We start from the raw sequence: 15796 nt of genomic DNA on the forward strand, positions 1-15796 counted from the left end.
CATGCCCGGCACCCGCGAGGAGTTCACCGCGCTGCGCGCGGGCGGGCTCAACTGGGAAGTCCTGCCGCTGCGGCTGTTCGCCAAGGGCAACGCGAAGTTCTGGAACCCCGCCGACCTGGACTTCACCCAGGACGCCGTGGACTGGGCCGCGCTGTCGGACCAGCAGCGCTTCGCCGCGACCATGCTGTGCGCGCAGTTCGCCGGCGGCGAGGAGGCCGTCACGCACGACATCCAGCCGTTCCTCGCCGCGATGGGCGCCGAGGGCCGCTTCGCCGACGAGATGTACCTGACGCAGTTCTGCTTCGAGGAAGCCAAGCACACGCAGGTGTTCCGGCTCTGGCTCGACGCCGTGGGCGTCACCGGCAACCTGCACGAGCACGTCGAGGACAACCCGGGCTACCGCGCGATCTTCTACGACGCGCTGCCCACCGCGCTCGGCCGGCTGCGGGAGGATCCCAGTCCCGCCAACCAGATCCGCGCGTCCGTCGTCTACAACCACGTCGTCGAAGGCGTGCTCGCGCTGACCGGGTACTTCGTGTGGAACCGGGCCTGCCGGGCGCACGGGATCCTGCCCGGCATGCAGGAGCTGATCCGCCGGATCGGTGACGACGAACGGCGGCACATGGCCTGGGGCACGTTCACCTGCCGCCGCCACGTCGCGGCCGACGACCGCAACTGGCAGATCGTGCAGGACGAGATGCAGGCCCTGCTGCCGCACGCCATCGCGCAGATCGAGTGGACGACCGCCCGGCTCGACGGCGACCCGTTCGACCTGCGGCTGGACGGCGTCATGGAGTACGCCGCCGACCACGCGATGCGCCGCCTGCGCGCGATCGAAGCGGCCCGCGGGATGCCGGTCGCGTCCATCGACCTCGACTACAGCCCGGAACGGCTCGAGGAGGACTTCCTCGACGAGGACAACGCGGCCGAGTCGTGAAAGGCGCGACGCTGGTCGTGGTCGCGCTGGGCGCGTTCGTCACCACCCTGGACAACAACATCGTCGCGGCCGGGGTGCCGTCCATCGCCCGGGACCTCTCGCTGGGCCTCTCCGCCCTGCAGTGGGTGAGCATCGGCTACATGCTCCCGTTCGCGAGCCTCCTGCTGGTCGCGGGCACGCTCGTCGACCGCTGGGGCCAGCGCCGGACGCTGTCGGCCGGGCTGCTCGCGTTCGGTTTCGGCGCGGCGGTCGGCGGGCTGGCCGGGTCCGCGTGGGTGCTGGTCGGCGCGCGGGTGCTGCAGGGCCTGGCGGCCGCGTTCCTGGTGCCCGGCCTGCTGAGCCTGCTCCGGACCAACCTGGACGCGCGCGGGCGGGCCGTCGGCGCCACGATCTGGACGGCGAGCCTGGCCATCGCCCTGGCGCTCGGCCCGACGCTGGGCGGGCTGCTCAGCGAATACCTCGGCTGGGGCTGGATCTTCTTCGTCAACCTGCCGTTCGTGGCCGTGATGCTGGCGCTGCTGCCGGTGACGGCCCGCGCCCGCCGCGGCACCGGTGGCGGCCGCCCGGCGATCGGGTCGATGACGCTGGTGACGGCCGGGCTCGTGCTGCTCACCGTGGCGCTGGTCGAGTTCGGTGACGACACGCGCACCGGTGACGTCGTCCCGTCGGTGCTGGCCGCGGGCGGGCTCGGGTTCCTCGCCTGGTTCGCCGTCCGGGAGCGCCGCGCCCGCGAACGCCTGGTCGCGCCGGACCTGACCGGGCAGCGGGTGTTCGTCGGCGCGCTGGCCGTGCAGCTGCTGTGGGGCCTGGGCGTCTCGGGCGTCTTCTTCTTCACCCCGTTGCTGCACCAGGAGTCCCTCGGGCTCAGCCCGGTGCAGGCCGGGCTCCCGCTGGTGCTGGTGGCCGTCGCGATCATGGCCGCGACACCGTTGGTGCCCTGGGCGGTGACCCGCTTCGGTCCGCATCGGACGGTCGGGGCCGGGCTCGTCGTCGTGGCCCTCGGGCTGCTCGCCGTCGCGCTGGTCAACCACATCCCCGAGGTGCTGCCGCGCGCGCCCGGGCTGGTGCTGATCGGCGCCGGTTCGGCCCTGACCACGCCGCTGACCTCGCATGCCCTGGAAGTCGTGGCCGAACGGCACGCCGGGACCGCGTCCGGCCTGCTCACGGCGTCGCGGGAGCTGTCCAGCGCCCTCGGCGTCGCGCTCGTCGGCGCGGTGCTGACCGCGGTACGGGCCGCCCGGCTCGACGCGGGCGCCGCCGCCGGCCCCGCGCTGGCCGCGGGCTACACGGCCGGGCTGCTCGTCGCCGCCGGCCTCGAGCTCGCCGGGGCGGTATTGGCCCTGACGGTGTTCCGGGCCCGGAAAGTCCTTCCCGCGGTGACAATCACGACCGGCGGTTCTCCGTTTCCCGATGAGTACCGCGTTCGCGGTGATTGACACTCCGAGTTAGGCCGAAATACAGTTTCTCGAAGGTGAGGATCGGCGCTTTCGGCGCATCACCTCGAATTACTCCGACGCTATTGGCGAGGGGCTATGGAAACCATTTCCGGGACGGCTTTCGCGCTGCCCGCGTCCGACGGTGACGCACTCGACGGCGATTCTTTCGCCACCCTGCTCGGCCGGTGGGCCCAGCGCCTGGGTGACGAGGTCGCCGTGACCTTCCTGGACTACCGCACGAGCCCCGGCGGCCGCGCGGTGAGCCTCACCTGGCGCGAGCTGGACGACCGGGTCGGCGCCGTCGCCGCGCACCTGGGCACCCTCGCCGCGCCGGGGGAGCGCGCGGCGGTCCTGGCCGCGCAGTCCGCCGACTACGTGGTCGCCTTCCTCGGCGCCATCCGCGCCGGCCTGGTCGCCGTTCCGCTGTTCACGCCGAACCTGCCCGGGCACGCGGGCCGCCTCGCCGCGACCCTCACCGACTGCGCGCCGCAGGTCGTGCTCACCACCGCCGACCTGACCGGCGAGGTCACCGGCTTCCTCGGCACCCTCGACGTCGACGCCGCCCTCGTGGCCGTCGACACCCTGCCGCCGGTCACCGGCGAGCACGAGTGGCACCGCCCGGCGCCGGACGAGCTGGCGTACCTGCAGTACACGTCCGGTTCCACGCGCTCGCCGGCCGGGGTCATGCTGACCCACCACAACGTCCTGTCCAACGCCCGGCAGTGCTGCACCGCCTACGGCGCCGAGTCCGGCACGACGTCGACGATCAGCTGGCTGCCGCTCTTCCACGACATGGGCCTGATCCTCGGCATCGGCGCGCCGATGTTCGGCGGCCTGACCTCGGTGCTGATGGACCCGCTCGCCTTCCTGGAGCGGCCCGGCCGGTGGCTGCGGGCGCTCTCGGCCAGCCCCGGCGGGATCAGCGCGGCCCCCAACTTTGCTTACGCCTACAGCGCTTCCCGCGTCACGGAAGACGAGAAGAGCTACCTCGAGCTGAGCCGGGTCGTCTCGCTGATCAACGGCAGCGAACCGGTCCTGCCCGCGACGATCGCGAAGTTCCAGGACGCGTTCGGCGAGTGCGGGCTGCGGCCGGAGGTCCAGCGGGCGTCCTACGGACTGGCCGAGGCGACGGTGCTCGTCTCGGTGACCGACGCGGGCACGCCCTCGCGCCAGGTCACGTTCGACCGCGACCGCCTGGCCGAGGGGTTCGCGGTGCCGGCCGCCACCGGCACGACGCTCGTCGCCTGTGGCCGGCCGGTGGACCAGCGGATCCGGATCGTCGACACCAACGGCGAACCGGTCGCGGACGGCGAAGTCGGCGAGATCCGGGTGAGCGGGCCGAACGTCGGCCAGGGCTACTGGCGGCGTCCCGGCGCGTCCGCGGCGACGTTCGGCGACGGCTGGCTGGCCACCGGCGACCTCGGCGTGTGGTTCGAAGGTGAGTTGTACATGACCGGCCGCTTGAAGGACCTCGTGATCGTCGACGGCCGCAACCACTACCCGCAGGACATCGAGCAGACCGTCGAAGCGCACCCCGCCGTCCGGCTGCACTCGGCCGCGGCGTTCGCGATCTCGCACGAGGAAGGCGAAGTCGCCGTCGTCGTGCTGGAACAGGCCAAGAACTCCGACGCGGAGGTCGCCGTCGGCGAGCTGCGCGCGGCGGTGTCGGCCGAACACGGCCTGCGGCTGCACGACGTCGTCGTCCTGTCGCCCGGTGAGGTGCCGCGCACCTCCAGCGGCAAGATCAGCCGGGCGCTGTGCCGGACGTCCTACCTGGACGGCCGGTGGCCGCGATGACTCCGGACGCCATCCGGGCGTGGCTCGTCGAGCGAGTCGCCGAGATCACCTCCGGGCCGGTGGATCCCGATCGGCCGTTGCAGGAAGCCGGACTGTCCTCACGGGACGCGATGACCCTGACCGGCGACCTGGGCCGGTTCCTCGGCCGCTCCCTCCCGGCGACCTTCGTGTGGCAGCACCCGAGCATCACCGCACTCGTCGCGTCGTTGTCCACAGTGGACGCTGTCCAGGCCGCGCCGGTGCCGATGGCGGCGGGGGAGCCGATCGCGATCGTCGGCGTCGGCTGCCGCCTGCCCGGCGGTGTCGAGTCGCCCGCGCAGTTCTGGCGGTTCCTCGACGCGGGCGCCGACGGCATCGGCGAGGTCCCCGAGGGCCGCTGGGAGTCCTTCGCCCCGGCCGAAGCCCTCGCCGGACTGCCGCGTCGCGGCGGGTTCCTGGGTGACGTCGCCGGGTTCGACGCCGCGTTCTTCGGCATCACGCCCCGCGAAGCCGAGGCGATGGACCCGCAGCAGCGGACGCTCCTGGAGGTGACCTGGGCGGCCCTGGAACACGCGGGCATCCCGCCCGGCTCGCTGCGCGGCACCCGGACCGGCGTGTTCGTCGGCCTGTCGGCCAGCGAGTACGGCTACCTCACGATGACCGACGTCACCGGCATCGACGCCTGGTCGGGCACGGGCGCGGCGGCGAGCATCACCGCGAACCGGCTGTCGTACCTGCTCGACCTGCGCGGCCCGAGCCTCACCCTCGACACGGCGTGTTCGTCGTCGCTGGTCGCGGTGCACCAGGCGGTGCAGAGCCTGCGCCGCGGCGAGAGCGAGACCGCGCTGGTCGCGGGCGTGAACCTGCTGCTGTCACCGGGCATCACCGCGAACTTCCACCGCGCCGGGGTGCTGGCGCCGGACGGGCACTGCAAGCCGTTCGACGCCGGCGCCGACGGGATCGCCCGCGGTGAGGGCTGCGGCGTGGTCGTGCTCAAGCCGCTGAAAGCCGCCCGGGCGGCCGGCGACCGCGTGCTGGCGGTGATCCGCGGCAGCGCCGTCAACTCGGACGGCCGTTCCAACGGCATGATGGCCCCCAACCCGGACGCCCAGGCGGCGTTGCTGCGGGACGCCTACGCCGTCGCGGGTGTCGATCCGTCCTCCGTGGACTACGTCGAGGCGCACGGTACTGGCACGCTGCTCGGCGACCCGATCGAAGCCGGGGCGCTGGGCGAGGTCCTCGGCGCCGGGCGCGAACCCGGCCGCCCGCTGCTGGTCGGCTCGGTCAAGAGCAACCTGGGGCACCTCGAAGGCGCGGCCGGGATCGCCGGACTGATCAAGGTGGTGCTGGCCCTGGTGCACCGGCGGCTGCCGCCGAGCCTGAACTACCACGAGCCCAACCCGCACATCGACTTCGACGGCCTCGGCCTGCGCGTGGTGGCGGCGGGCACCGGCTGGCCGCGGTACCCGGGCACCGCGCGCGCCGGCGTCTCGGCCTTCGGGTTCGGCGGGACCAACGCCCACGTGGTGCTGGAGGAGTGGCCCGCCGCGGCGTTCCCGCCTCGCGCCGGCGCCGACGGCCCGCGGATCTTCGCACTCTCGGCCCGTTCGGCCGACGTCCTGTGCGCCCGCGCTCTTGAGCTGGCGGACTGGCTGGAGTCGTCCGAGGGAGGGTCCGTGCCGCTGGGCGCCGTCGCGTCGACGCTCGCGACCCGGCGTGAGCACCTGCCCGTCCGGGCCGCCGTCGTCGCCGAGGACCGCGGAGCTCTCGTGGCCGCACTGCGCGATGTCACCCCCGGCGAAGCCCGGCGACGCACCGACGTCGTGTTCGTCTTCTCCGGTTACGGCTCGCAGTGGCCGGAGATGGGCCGTGAGCTGCTGCGGACCGAACCCGCGTTCCGCGCCGAGATCGACGCGCTCGACCCCGCCTTCCGCGCCGAAGCGGGGTTCTCGCTGCGCGAAGTCCTTGCGGGGGAACAGGATCTGCCCGACCTGGGGGCGACGCAACTGGCGCTGTTCGGCATCCAGACCGCGCTGGCCGGGCTGTGGCGGGCGCACGGGGTCGTCCCCGCCGCCGTGCTGGGGCATTCGATGGGTGAGGTCGCCGCGGCCGTCGTCGCGGGCGCGCTGGACGTGACGGACGGGCTGCGCGTGATGGCCACCCGCGCGCGACTCCTTGCCGAGGTCGACGCGGCCGGCACCGGCGCGATGGCCGTCGTCGAGCTGTCCCCGGCGGAGCTGGCCGAGTTCCCCGACGTCACGGTCGCGGTGTACGCGTCGCCGACTCAGTGCACGGTCAGCGGGGACGCCGACCAGGTCGACGCGCTGGTCGCGCACGTCGAGCAGCTCGGCAGGCTCGCCCGGCGGCTCCCGGTCCGCGGGGCCGGGCACTCGGCCGCCGTCGACGCCGTGCTCGACCGGTTCCGCGCCGACCTGGCCGGGTTGAAGCCCGGTCAGGCCGAGATCCCCTGTTACAGCAGCGTTCTCGACGATCCCCATGAGACGCCGTCGTTCGACGTCGAGTACTGGGCGGCGAACCTGCGCCGTCCGGTGCGGTTCACCCAGGCCCTGGCGGCGGCGACGGACGACGGCCACACCGTGTTCGTCGAGATCTCGCCGCACCCGATCGCGCTCGCCGCGGTCGAGCAGACCACCGGCGGCGCGGCGATCGGCCTGCCCACCGGCAGCCGCAAGATCAACGAGCGCGTCGCGTTCCTGACCAGCCTCGCCCGGCTGCACGTCCTCGGCCGGCCCGGCGTGCTGGACCACGGCCCGCGCACGGCGCCGGTCGACCTGCCCGGCCCGGTCTGGCGGCATGAGCGGTTCTGGCCTTCGCGCCGGCCCGCCGCGGGCGCCCATCCGCTGCTCGGCGTCCACATCGAACAACCCGGCGGCGACCTGCACCTGTGGCGCGGCGACGTCGGCACGGCGCAGCTGCCGTGGCTGGCCGACCACGCGGCGATGGGCGTGCCGCTGTTCCCGGCGACCGGCTTCCTCGAACTCGCGCTCGCCGCGGGCGACCGGATCGGTGACCTGGAACTGCACCAGGTGCTGTCGCTGGACGAGCACACCGAGGTGACCACGAGCCTGGCCGGCGGGGAGATCAGCATCCACGCCGAGTCCGCGCACGGCTGGGTCCGCCACGCCACGGCGCGGGTCCTCGACGGTTCACCCTCCCTGACCCCATTCGGCGCTGTGACCGGAGAAGCCGTCGACCTCTACCGGGCGCTGGAGGACCTGGGCCAGAGCTACGGCCCGGCGTTCCGCGGCCTGCGGCGAGTCGTGGCCGCACCCGGCCGCGCGTCGGCGTCGATCGCGCTGCCGCCGGAGGCGCGGGACCACCCCGCGTACCGGCTGCACCCGGCGCTCGCCGACGCCTGCCTGCACGCACTGGCCGCCACGACCGGCGAGGCCTTGGGCGACGCCGTGGGCCTGTACCTGCCGCTGACGATCGGCGAGGTCACGCTCGCCGGTGACCCTCGCGGTGGCGTCCGGGTGGACGCCGTCCTCGACTCGGTCGACGAGTCGGGTGACGGGCTGCTGGGCAGCGTCCAGCTCGTCGACGCCGGGGGTGCGGTGCTGGTCGAGTTCCGGGACGTCTACTGCCGGCGGTTCCAGCGCCCGACGTTGCCGAGCCTGGTCTTCGAGGCCGGATGGGAGCAGTCCGAGCTGCCGCCCGCCGACGTGGACGGGACGCACCGCTGGGTCGTGCTCCTGGACACCGAGCAGCCGTGGCTGGCCAGCTTGCGCAACTCCGCTCACACGGTTGCCCTGGGCGACCGCGATGGCCTGGCGAAGGTGCTCCGCTCCGGCGAGGTGACCGGCGTACTGGCCATGGTCGGCTGCGCGGCCGAGCTGGGCACGCCGGATCCGTCGCGGGCCGGTGCGTTGGTCCTGACCCTCTCGGGGGTGGCCGCCGAGCTGGCGTCCATGCCGACGCCACCACGGTTGTGGCTGGTCAGCGCAGGCGCGGCAGCGGTCGAGCCGGGCGAAACAGGTCACCCGGAGCTGGCCGCGCTGCGGGGCTTGGTGCGGGTACTGGCGTTCGAGCACCCGGAGCTGAGGGCAACCCACCTGGACTTCGACGCCGAGCCGGACCCCGCGCGCCTGTGGGTGGCCCAGCTGCGGGACGAGGTCCGCGCGGACGCCCCGGACGACGAGATCGCCTGGCGCGAAGGCATCCGCCACACCCGCCGCTTGGTGCGCCCGACCCTCGCCGAGATACCGCGGACTTCGAGCGCCCGGAACGGCACCCGCCCGGCGATCGCCTCGATGCCACGGAGTTCGGCCGGTGGCGTCGCGGAGCAGGATGGCGGCCGCTCGGCGTCTGGCGAGGTGCTGCGGAGTCTGGTCGGTGGGGCTGCGGAGCGGGATGGCGACAGCCCGGCGTCCGGCGAGGTGCTGCGGAGTCTGGTCGGTGGGGCTGCGGAGCGGGATGGCGGCCGTCCGGCGTCCGCTGAGGCGCGGCGGAGTCTGGTCGGTGGTGACGCGGAGCGCGATGGCGACCGCCCGGGCTCCGCTGAGGTGCTGCGGAGTTCGGCCGGTGCCGGCGTCGCGGAGCGGGATGGTGACTGCCCGGCCTCCGCCGAGACGCTGCGGAGTCTGGTCGTTCGTGAGGGCGCCTACCTCATCACCGGCGGCCTGGGCGGCCTCGGCCTGGTCGCCGCGAAGTGGCTCGCCGAGCGCGGCGCCACCCGGCTGATCCTGTCCGGACGTCGCGGCCCCACCCCCGGCACCGAAGACTTCCTGCGCGACCTCGGCGTCGACATCCGGATCGTCACCGGAGACATCGCCGAACCCGGCACCGCCGAAGAACTCGTCGCCGCGGCCGGGGACCTGCCCCTGCGCGGGGTGCTGCACGCAGCGGGAACCCTCGCCGACGGGGCCGCGATCGCCCTCGAAAAGGAAGCCGTCGAGAGTGTCTGGCGTCCCAAGGCCCTCGGTGCCTGGCGGCTGCACGAAGCGACCGCGGGTCACGACCTCGACTGGTGGCTCGTCTACTCCTCCGCCGCCGCGCTGTTCGGCTCCCCGGGCCAAGCCGCCTACGCCACCGCCAACGCCTGGGTCGACGCCCTCGTCGCCTGGCGCCGGGGGCGGGGGCTGCCCGCCGCGACGATCAACTGGGGGGCCTGGGGCGAAGCCGGCGCCGCCGTCGGCAGCCGGAATCCCGTGCTCGAACCGCTCGGGACCGCCGAAGCCCTCGACGCCCTGGAAGTGATCCTCGGCAGCGATCGCGAAGCGACCGGCGTCGCCCGCGTGGACATCGACACCGTGCTGGCGCTGTTCCCCCGGCTCGCCGAGCGCCCGTTCTTCGGGCTGTTCGTCCCGGCCGAAAAGACCAGCGAACCGTCCACCTGGGACGGCATGGCCGCGCTGCGAGCGGAAAAGCCCGAGCAGGCACGAAAAGCCATGACCGACCACCTGGCGGCCCTCGTCGCCGGGCTGATGGGGTTCCCCCAGGGTGAGGTCGACCGGCACGCGCCGCTCACCAGTCTCGGGCTGGACTCACTGATGGCGATGCGGGCCCGCGGCGCGGTGGAACGCGACTTCGGCCTGCCGCTGCCCGTCCCCCTGCTGCTGCGCGGTGCGAGCCTCACCGAGATCGCCGGGCACCTCGCCGAGCAGGCCGGGTTCGGCGCGGGGGCACCGGCCGAGCCGCGGCACGCCGTGCTCGGGCCGCGGGACCCCGCCGAACGGTGGGTCGCCCGGCACTGGCAGGCCGTGCTCGGCGGGCCGGAACCGGGGGTCTACGACGAATTCAAAGGCAACCAAGACCAAGCGAAAAGGCTGCGGGAAGCCTTCGCCGAGGACCTCGACGACGTCCCCGACGCCGACCGGCTGTTCGCCACGCCCACCGTCGCCGCGATGGCCGACCTGGTGCGCGCGGAGGTCGAGGGCTTCGGCGGCGGCCCGGTGCGGCTGCTGCGCGACGGCGTCGCGGCCGACCCCGTCTTCCTGTTCCACCCGGCCGGCGGCCCGACGAGCGTCTACCAGGAGCTCGTCCGCCTGCTGCCCGAAGGACAACCGGCCTACGGTCTCGAGCGGATCGACGAAGAGGACACCGTCGAGGGCAAGGCGGCCTGCTACGTCGAGCTCCTGCGCGAGATCCAGCCGCACGGGCCGTACCGGCTGGGCGGCTGGTCCTTCGGCGGCTGCCTCGCCTACGAGACGGCCAAGCGCCTGACCGCGGCGGGGGAGAGCGTCGACGTCGTCTTCATGATCGACACCATCCTGCCGCTGCCCGCGCCCGAGACCAAAGACCTGCTCCTCGATCGCTTCGACCGGTTCGCCGAACACATCGAGCTGACCTACGGCGTACCGCTGGAGATCCCCCGGACCGAACTCGAGCAGCTCGGCGAGCACGACCAGATCCGGCTCGTGATGAGCCGGTTGGCCGCCCAGGTGCCCGGCATGGGCCAGGGGGTCCTGCACCACCAGTACACGTCCTATGTGGACGCCCGGGTCGCCGAACGCTACGAACCCGGACCGTACGCCGGGAAGGTCCTGCTGCTGCGCGCGCAGGAACCGCACCCGCTGACGACCACGCTCGACCCGCGGTACCTGCGGACCGACGACCCCCTCGGGTGGGACGCGCACTGCGCGGACCTGGAGATCGTCCGCGTCCCCGGCGACCACCTCTCGATGATCGACCCGCCGCACGTGTCGGTGATCGCGGACGCCCTGTCCGCCGTGCTCACCGGACTGCACGCAGGAAAGGGATGACGATGACGCTCGAAGACCTCTCCTTCGCGCCGACGACGTCCTTCCGGATCGCCGACCTGGCCTCACGCCAGGACGAGGTCGTCCGGATCGCCGAGAAGCGCGCGATCGACCGGCAGCACGCCAAGGGCAAGCTGACCGCCCGCGAACGGATCGACCTGCTGGTCGACCCGGGCTCGTTCGTCGAGCTCGACCAGTTCGCCCGGCACCGCTGCACCGAGTTCGGGATGGACGCCAACCGCCCGTACGGCGACGGCGTCGTCACCGGGAACGCCACTGTGGACGGACGCCAGATCTGCCTGTTTTCCCAGGACTTCAGCGTCTTCGGCGGCAGCATGGGCGAGGTCTTCGGCGAGAAGGTCCTCAAGGTGATGGACCTGGCCATGACGCTCGGCTGCCCGGTCGTCGGCATCAACGACTCCGGCGGCGCGCGGATCCAGGAGGGCGTCGTCTCGCTGGCCTACTACGCGGAACTGGGCCGCCGCAACGCCCACGCGTCCGGCGTGATCCCGCAGATCTCGATGATCATGGGCCCGTGTGCGGGCGGCGCGGTCTACTCGCCCGCCATCACCGACTTCACCGTGATGGTCGACGAGACCTCGCACATGTTCGTCACCGGCCCGGACGTCGTGCACGCCGTGACCGGCGAACGCGTGACCGCGCAACAGCTCGGCGGCGCGGCGACCAACAGCGAGGTCGCCGGCAACGCCCACCACCGGGCCGTCGACGAGCACGACGCGATCGAGTGGGTCCAGACCCTGCTCGGTTACCTGCCCTCGAACAACCTCGACCCCGCCCCGGAATACGCCGACGACACCGCACCCGAGCTCACCACGTCGGATCTGGAGCTCGACCGGATCGTCCCGGACTCGCTCAACCAGGCCTACGACATGACCGAGGTGATCACCCGGCTGGTCGACGACGGCGACTACACCGAGATCCACAGTGCCTTCGCGCCCAACATGATCTGCGCGTTCGCCCGGATCCAGGGCCGCTCGGTCGGGGTCGTCGCCAACCAGCCCCGCCACCAGGCCGGCGTGATCGACATCGACGCGTCCGAAAAAGCCGCGCGGTTCGTGCGGTTCTGCGACGCCTTCGGCATCCCGCTGCTCACCCTCGCCGACGTCCCCGGTTACCTGCCCGGCGCGGACCAGGAACGCGGCGGCATCATCCGCCGCGGCGCGAAGCTGATCTACGCCTACGCCGAGGCGACCGTGCCGAAGGTGACCGTGGTGACGCGCAAGGCCTACGGCGGCGGGTACGCCGTGATGGGCTCCAAGCACCTCGGCGCCGACGTCAACATGGCCTGGCCGACCGCGGAGATCGCGGTGATGGGCGCGGAAGGCGCGGTGCAGGTGCTGCACCGGCGCGAACTCGCCGGGCTGCCCGAGGCGGAGCAGGCCACCGCTCGTCGCCGCCTCACCGAGGAGTACCGCGAGCGCCACGCAAGTCCTTACCTGGCCGCGGAACGCGGTTACGTCGACCAGGTCGTCGCGCCGTCGCAGACCCGGCTGCAGGTGGCCCGCGCGCTGCGCACCTTGCGGAACAAGCGGCAGACCCTGCCGGCGAAGAAGCACGGGAACATCCCCCTGTGAGAACGGAGTACCGATGAAGCTTCAGCGGGCCGGACTGGCGGCCCTGCTCACGGCCGTGCTGATCGGCGCGAGCACGGCGTCGGTGGCCGCCGCGGCCCCGGTCACCGCCGACGACGGCGCTAAGGTCACCCAGGAGACGTGGCTGGACGCGCGCACCGTCGACCTCAAGATCAGCTCACCGGCGCTGGGCACCACCGGCATGGTCCGGCTGATCGTGCCGGCGGGCTGGCAGGCGCAGCCCACGCGCACCTGGCCGACGCTCTACCTGCTGCACGGCTGCTGCGAGCCGGTGGACTACAAGTCCTGGGACCAGTTCACCGACGTCAAGGCGTTCACCGCGGACAAGGACGCGATCGTGGTCATGCCGACCGACGGCGCGGCCGGGATGTACACCAAGTGGTGGAACTTCGGCCTGAAGAGCACCCCCGACTGGGACACGTTCCACACCGCCGAGGTCCGCCAGATCGTCGAGCGCGGTTACCACGGCGGCACGCGCCGGGCGGTCGCCGGCGTGTCGATCGGCGGGTACGGCGCGCTCGCGTACGCCTTCCAGCACAAGGGAATGTTCGGCGCCGCGGCGTCCTACAGCGGTGTGCCCAACACGCTCTTCCCGGGCACCGCCGGCTTCATCAAGGGAATCCTGGCGCGGGCGGGGTTCTACAACTTCTTCGACCTCTGGGGTGACGAGGTGGCGACCTGGCCGATCTGGTCGGCGCACAACCCCTACGACCACACCGACGCATTGCGCGGTACCGCGCTCTACCTCTCGTGCGGCAACGGCCAGACCGGCCCGCTCGACCCGCCCGGGCAGTCCGACCCGCTGGAACCGTCGGCGCTGCTGACGTCCCAGAGCTTCACGGACAAGCTGAAGTCGCAGGGGATCCCGGCGACCGTCGACTACTACGGCCCCGGCACCCACAGCTGGCCGTACTGGCAGCGCGCCCTGCACAACTCCTGGCCGATCCTCGCGAACGCGCTCGGCCTGCCCGCGTGAAAACCCTTTCCCGATGGAGGTTTCGGTGAAACGCAAAGTACTCCTCGCTCTGCTGAGCCTGTCGCTGCTGGCGGCGGGCGTGGCGATCGTCGGCTCCCCGGCGACCGCGGCCCCGGCCGCCGCTCCCGCCGCCGTCGGCCTGCCCGGGCCGTTCGACGACTCCTTCTACAAGGCCCCGGCCCCGCTGCCGGCCGGGCAGCCCGGTGACGTCATCCGCTGGCGCCCGTCGGTGCCGCTGATGAACGCCGCCAACGCCGACGCCTGGGAGGTCATGTACCTCTCGACCAACGGGCAGGGCCGGCCGGACGCGGTGACCGGCACCATCCTGGTCCCGAAGGGCGTCGACCCGGCGAAGGCGCCGATCATCGGCTACGGCGTCGGCACGCAGGGCCCGGCGTTCAAGTGCACGCCGTCCAAGGCGATCGAGCGCGGCACGCTGTACGACCAGCCGGCCATCAACGACTCGCTCGCCAGCGGGTACGCCGTCGCGGTCACCGACTACGAGGGTTACTCGCCGACGACCGTGCCCACCTACATCACCGGGCAGTCGATGGGCCCGGCCGTGATCGACTCGGTCCGCGCCGCGCAGCGGCTCACGCCGACGAAGCTCTCGAAGACCGCCAAGGTCATCTTCCAGGGCTACTCGCAGGGCGGCGGCGGTGCCATGTGGGCGGGGGAGAAGCAGCCTGACTACGCACCCGAGCTGAACCTGGTCGGCGTCGCGGCGGGCGGTGTCCCGGCCGATCTGACCGAGGTCGCCAAGGGCCTCGACGGCTTCGTCGGCTTCGGCTTCCTCGCCTTCGCCGCGGTCGGGCTCGACGCCGCGTACCCGGACCTGAAGCTCGACTCCTACCTCAACGACACCGGCCGCCAGCAGCTGAACGACGCCAAGCAGAACGCCTGCGTCGTCGAGCTGCTGACCAACTACCCGTTCAAGAAGATCAGCGACTACACGACGACCAACCCGCTGGACACCCCGCAGTGGAAGGCGCGGCTGGCGCAGAACAAGCTCGGCGCGAACCCGCCGCGCGTGCCGGTGTTCCAGTACCACGCGAGCACCGACGAGATCGTCAACACCCCGCAGGCCGACGCGCTGCACAAGACCTACTGCGCCGCCGGGGTGCGCGAGCAGTGGAACACCTACGTCTCCGACCACCTGTCCGGCATCTTCGCCGGCAACGGGGACGCGCACCAGTGGATCGTCAAGCGGTTCAACGGCGACGCAGCCCCGTCCAACTGCTGACCGGCCGCACGTGCACGACGAGCAGCAGCAGGACCTGGCCGCGCGGCTGCGCGCGTGCCGCGAAAGCCACGGGCTGACCCAGCGCGCCGTCGCCGGCCGGCTCGGCGTGCCCCGGTCGGCGATCTCCGGGATCGAAGCGGGCACGCGCAAGGTCGACAGCCTGGAGCTGAAGGCCCTCGCCGCGCTCTACCGGCGCCCGGTCGGCTACTTCCTCGAGGAGCCGGCCGGGTCGCCGTCCGAGCCCGCGCGGCTGCTCCGGCTCTACCAGTGCCTGGCCGAGGTGGACCGCACCCGGCTGGTCGAGTACGCCGAACTGCTCGAGATCGCCCGCACGGCAAGACGTTTCTCCGTTCGTTAGGTTCCGTCACCATCCACAAAGGAGTGGTCACCATGACGAAGTCCACCACAGCCCGGCGTTCCCTCGGCGTGCTGGCGGTCGCCGGCGCGGCCGCCGCGGCGCTCGCGGCACCGGCGTCCGCCGCGGTCGTCCCGGTCAACCTGGACTGCCAGGCGAACGCGCCGATCGTCGGCCCGCAGCAGGCGAACCTGACCCAGGGCACCGACGTCACCGCGCCGGCCACGGTCGCGCCGGGCGCCGCCTTCGACATCGTGGTCGACCCGGCGCCGAACACCGTGCCGGCCACGGTCGCGGGGTTCAAGCTCAAGCAGGTCAAGAACTTCGCGCTGAAGCTGCCGGTGCCGGCGAACTCGACGTACGTCAGCTCGGCGCTGTCCGGCGGCTCGGGCCTGGGTTCCGGCACGCCGACGATCTCGGTCTCCGGCGGGGTCGCGACGCTCAGCTTCGCGGGCCCGATCGCCGGTGGTGCCGCGTTCGAGCTGCCGACCATCACGTTCCACCTGAAGGCCGGCACGTCGGGCACCATCCAGACGAAGCTGGCGGGCACGAGCTACAGCGACCCGGGGCTCACGTTCACCTCGGTGGTCAACCAGATCTTCGACATCTCCGCCCCGACCGCCTGCTTCCCCAACCCCAGCCCGATCTTCACCACCACGACGATCGGCTGACCGGTTCGGGGCCCGGGGGGGGGGGGGGGGGGGCGCCCCCCCCCCCCCCCCCCCCCCCCCCCCCCCCCCC

At 72.7% G+C, this 15796-nt stretch carries 9 protein-coding genes; all 9 read left to right on the forward strand.

Annotated elements, in window-relative coordinates; translation table 11 throughout:
- Window position 1: 1 nt before the first annotated feature.
- The 9 genes from ACIOD2_RS43020 to ACIOD2_RS43060 all read left to right on the forward strand — a co-directional run bounded on the left by ACIOD2_RS43020 (window position 2) and on the right by ACIOD2_RS43060 (window position 15726).
- Window positions 2-937 carry a R2-like ligand-binding oxidase gene (locus ACIOD2_RS43020; RefSeq protein ID WP_400551619.1) on the forward strand — a complete coding sequence of 312 codons (936 nt, stop codon included), beginning with the start codon at window positions 2-4 and terminating at the stop codon, window positions 935-937.
- A complete protein-coding gene (locus ACIOD2_RS43025) occupies window positions 934-2373 on the forward strand; it encodes an MFS transporter (RefSeq protein ID WP_400551192.1) in 1440 nt (479 codons plus the stop codon). Before ACIOD2_RS43020 ends, ACIOD2_RS43025 begins: the two co-directional genes overlap by 4 nt.
- Before the next feature lie 96 nt (window positions 2374-2469).
- Window positions 2470-4170, forward strand: a complete 1701-nt coding sequence (locus tag ACIOD2_RS43030; RefSeq protein WP_400551194.1) for a fatty acyl-AMP ligase — start codon at window positions 2470-2472, stop codon at window positions 4168-4170.
- Window positions 4167-10871 carry a beta-ketoacyl synthase N-terminal-like domain-containing protein gene (locus ACIOD2_RS43035; protein WP_400551195.1) on the forward strand — a complete coding sequence of 2235 codons (6705 nt, stop codon included), beginning with the start codon at window positions 4167-4169 and terminating at the stop codon, window positions 10869-10871. Before ACIOD2_RS43030 ends, ACIOD2_RS43035 begins: the two co-directional genes overlap by 4 nt.
- Window positions 10872-10873: 2 nt before the next feature.
- Window positions 10874-12463 carry an acyl-CoA carboxylase subunit beta gene (locus ACIOD2_RS43040; RefSeq protein ID WP_400551197.1) on the forward strand — a complete coding sequence of 530 codons (1590 nt, stop codon included), beginning with the start codon at window positions 10874-10876 and terminating at the stop codon, window positions 12461-12463.
- Between the two features lie 13 nt (window positions 12464-12476).
- A complete protein-coding gene (locus tag ACIOD2_RS43045) occupies window positions 12477-13457 on the forward strand; it encodes an alpha/beta hydrolase (RefSeq protein WP_400551198.1) in 981 nt (326 codons plus the stop codon).
- Between the two features lie 13 nt (window positions 13458-13470).
- Entirely contained in the window at window positions 13471-14700 is a 1230-nt protein-coding gene (locus ACIOD2_RS43050; RefSeq protein ID WP_400551200.1) for a lipase family protein, read from the forward strand.
- A 10-nt stretch (window positions 14701-14710) separates the two neighbouring features.
- A complete protein-coding gene (locus ACIOD2_RS43055) occupies window positions 14711-15058 on the forward strand; it encodes a helix-turn-helix domain-containing protein (protein WP_400551201.1) in 348 nt (115 codons plus the stop codon).
- 32 nt (window positions 15059-15090) lie between these two features.
- A complete protein-coding gene (locus ACIOD2_RS43060; RefSeq protein WP_400551203.1) occupies window positions 15091-15726 on the forward strand; it encodes a cyclase in 636 nt (211 codons plus the stop codon).
- Window positions 15727-15796: the final 70 nt, after the last annotated feature.

The sequence above is a fragment of the Amycolatopsis sp. NPDC088138 genome (genome assembly GCF_044741685.1).
Classification (GTDB): domain Bacteria; phylum Actinomycetota; class Actinomycetes; order Mycobacteriales; family Pseudonocardiaceae; genus Amycolatopsis.

Excerpts from the sequence above, each read along its gene's own strand:
- ACIOD2_RS43020 (WP_400551619.1), top strand. The coding sequence starts at position 2 with ATGCCCGGCACCCGCGAGGAGTTCACCGCGCTGCGCGCGGGCGGGCTC.
- ACIOD2_RS43030 (WP_400551194.1), top strand. The coding sequence starts at position 2,470 with ATGGAAACCATTTCCGGGACGGCTTTCGCGCTGCCCGCGTCCGACGGT.
- ACIOD2_RS43035 (WP_400551195.1), top strand. The coding sequence starts at position 4,167 with ATGACTCCGGACGCCATCCGGGCGTGGCTCGTCGAGCGAGTCGCCGAG.
- ACIOD2_RS43040 (WP_400551197.1), top strand. The coding sequence starts at position 10,874 with ATGACGCTCGAAGACCTCTCCTTCGCGCCGACGACGTCCTTCCGGATC.
- ACIOD2_RS43045 (WP_400551198.1), top strand. The coding sequence starts at position 12,477 with ATGAAGCTTCAGCGGGCCGGACTGGCGGCCCTGCTCACGGCCGTGCTG.
- ACIOD2_RS43050 (WP_400551200.1), top strand. The coding sequence starts at position 13,471 with ATGGAGGTTTCGGTGAAACGCAAAGTACTCCTCGCTCTGCTGAGCCTG.
- ACIOD2_RS43060 (WP_400551203.1), top strand. The coding sequence starts at position 15,091 with ATGACGAAGTCCACCACAGCCCGGCGTTCCCTCGGCGTGCTGGCGGTC.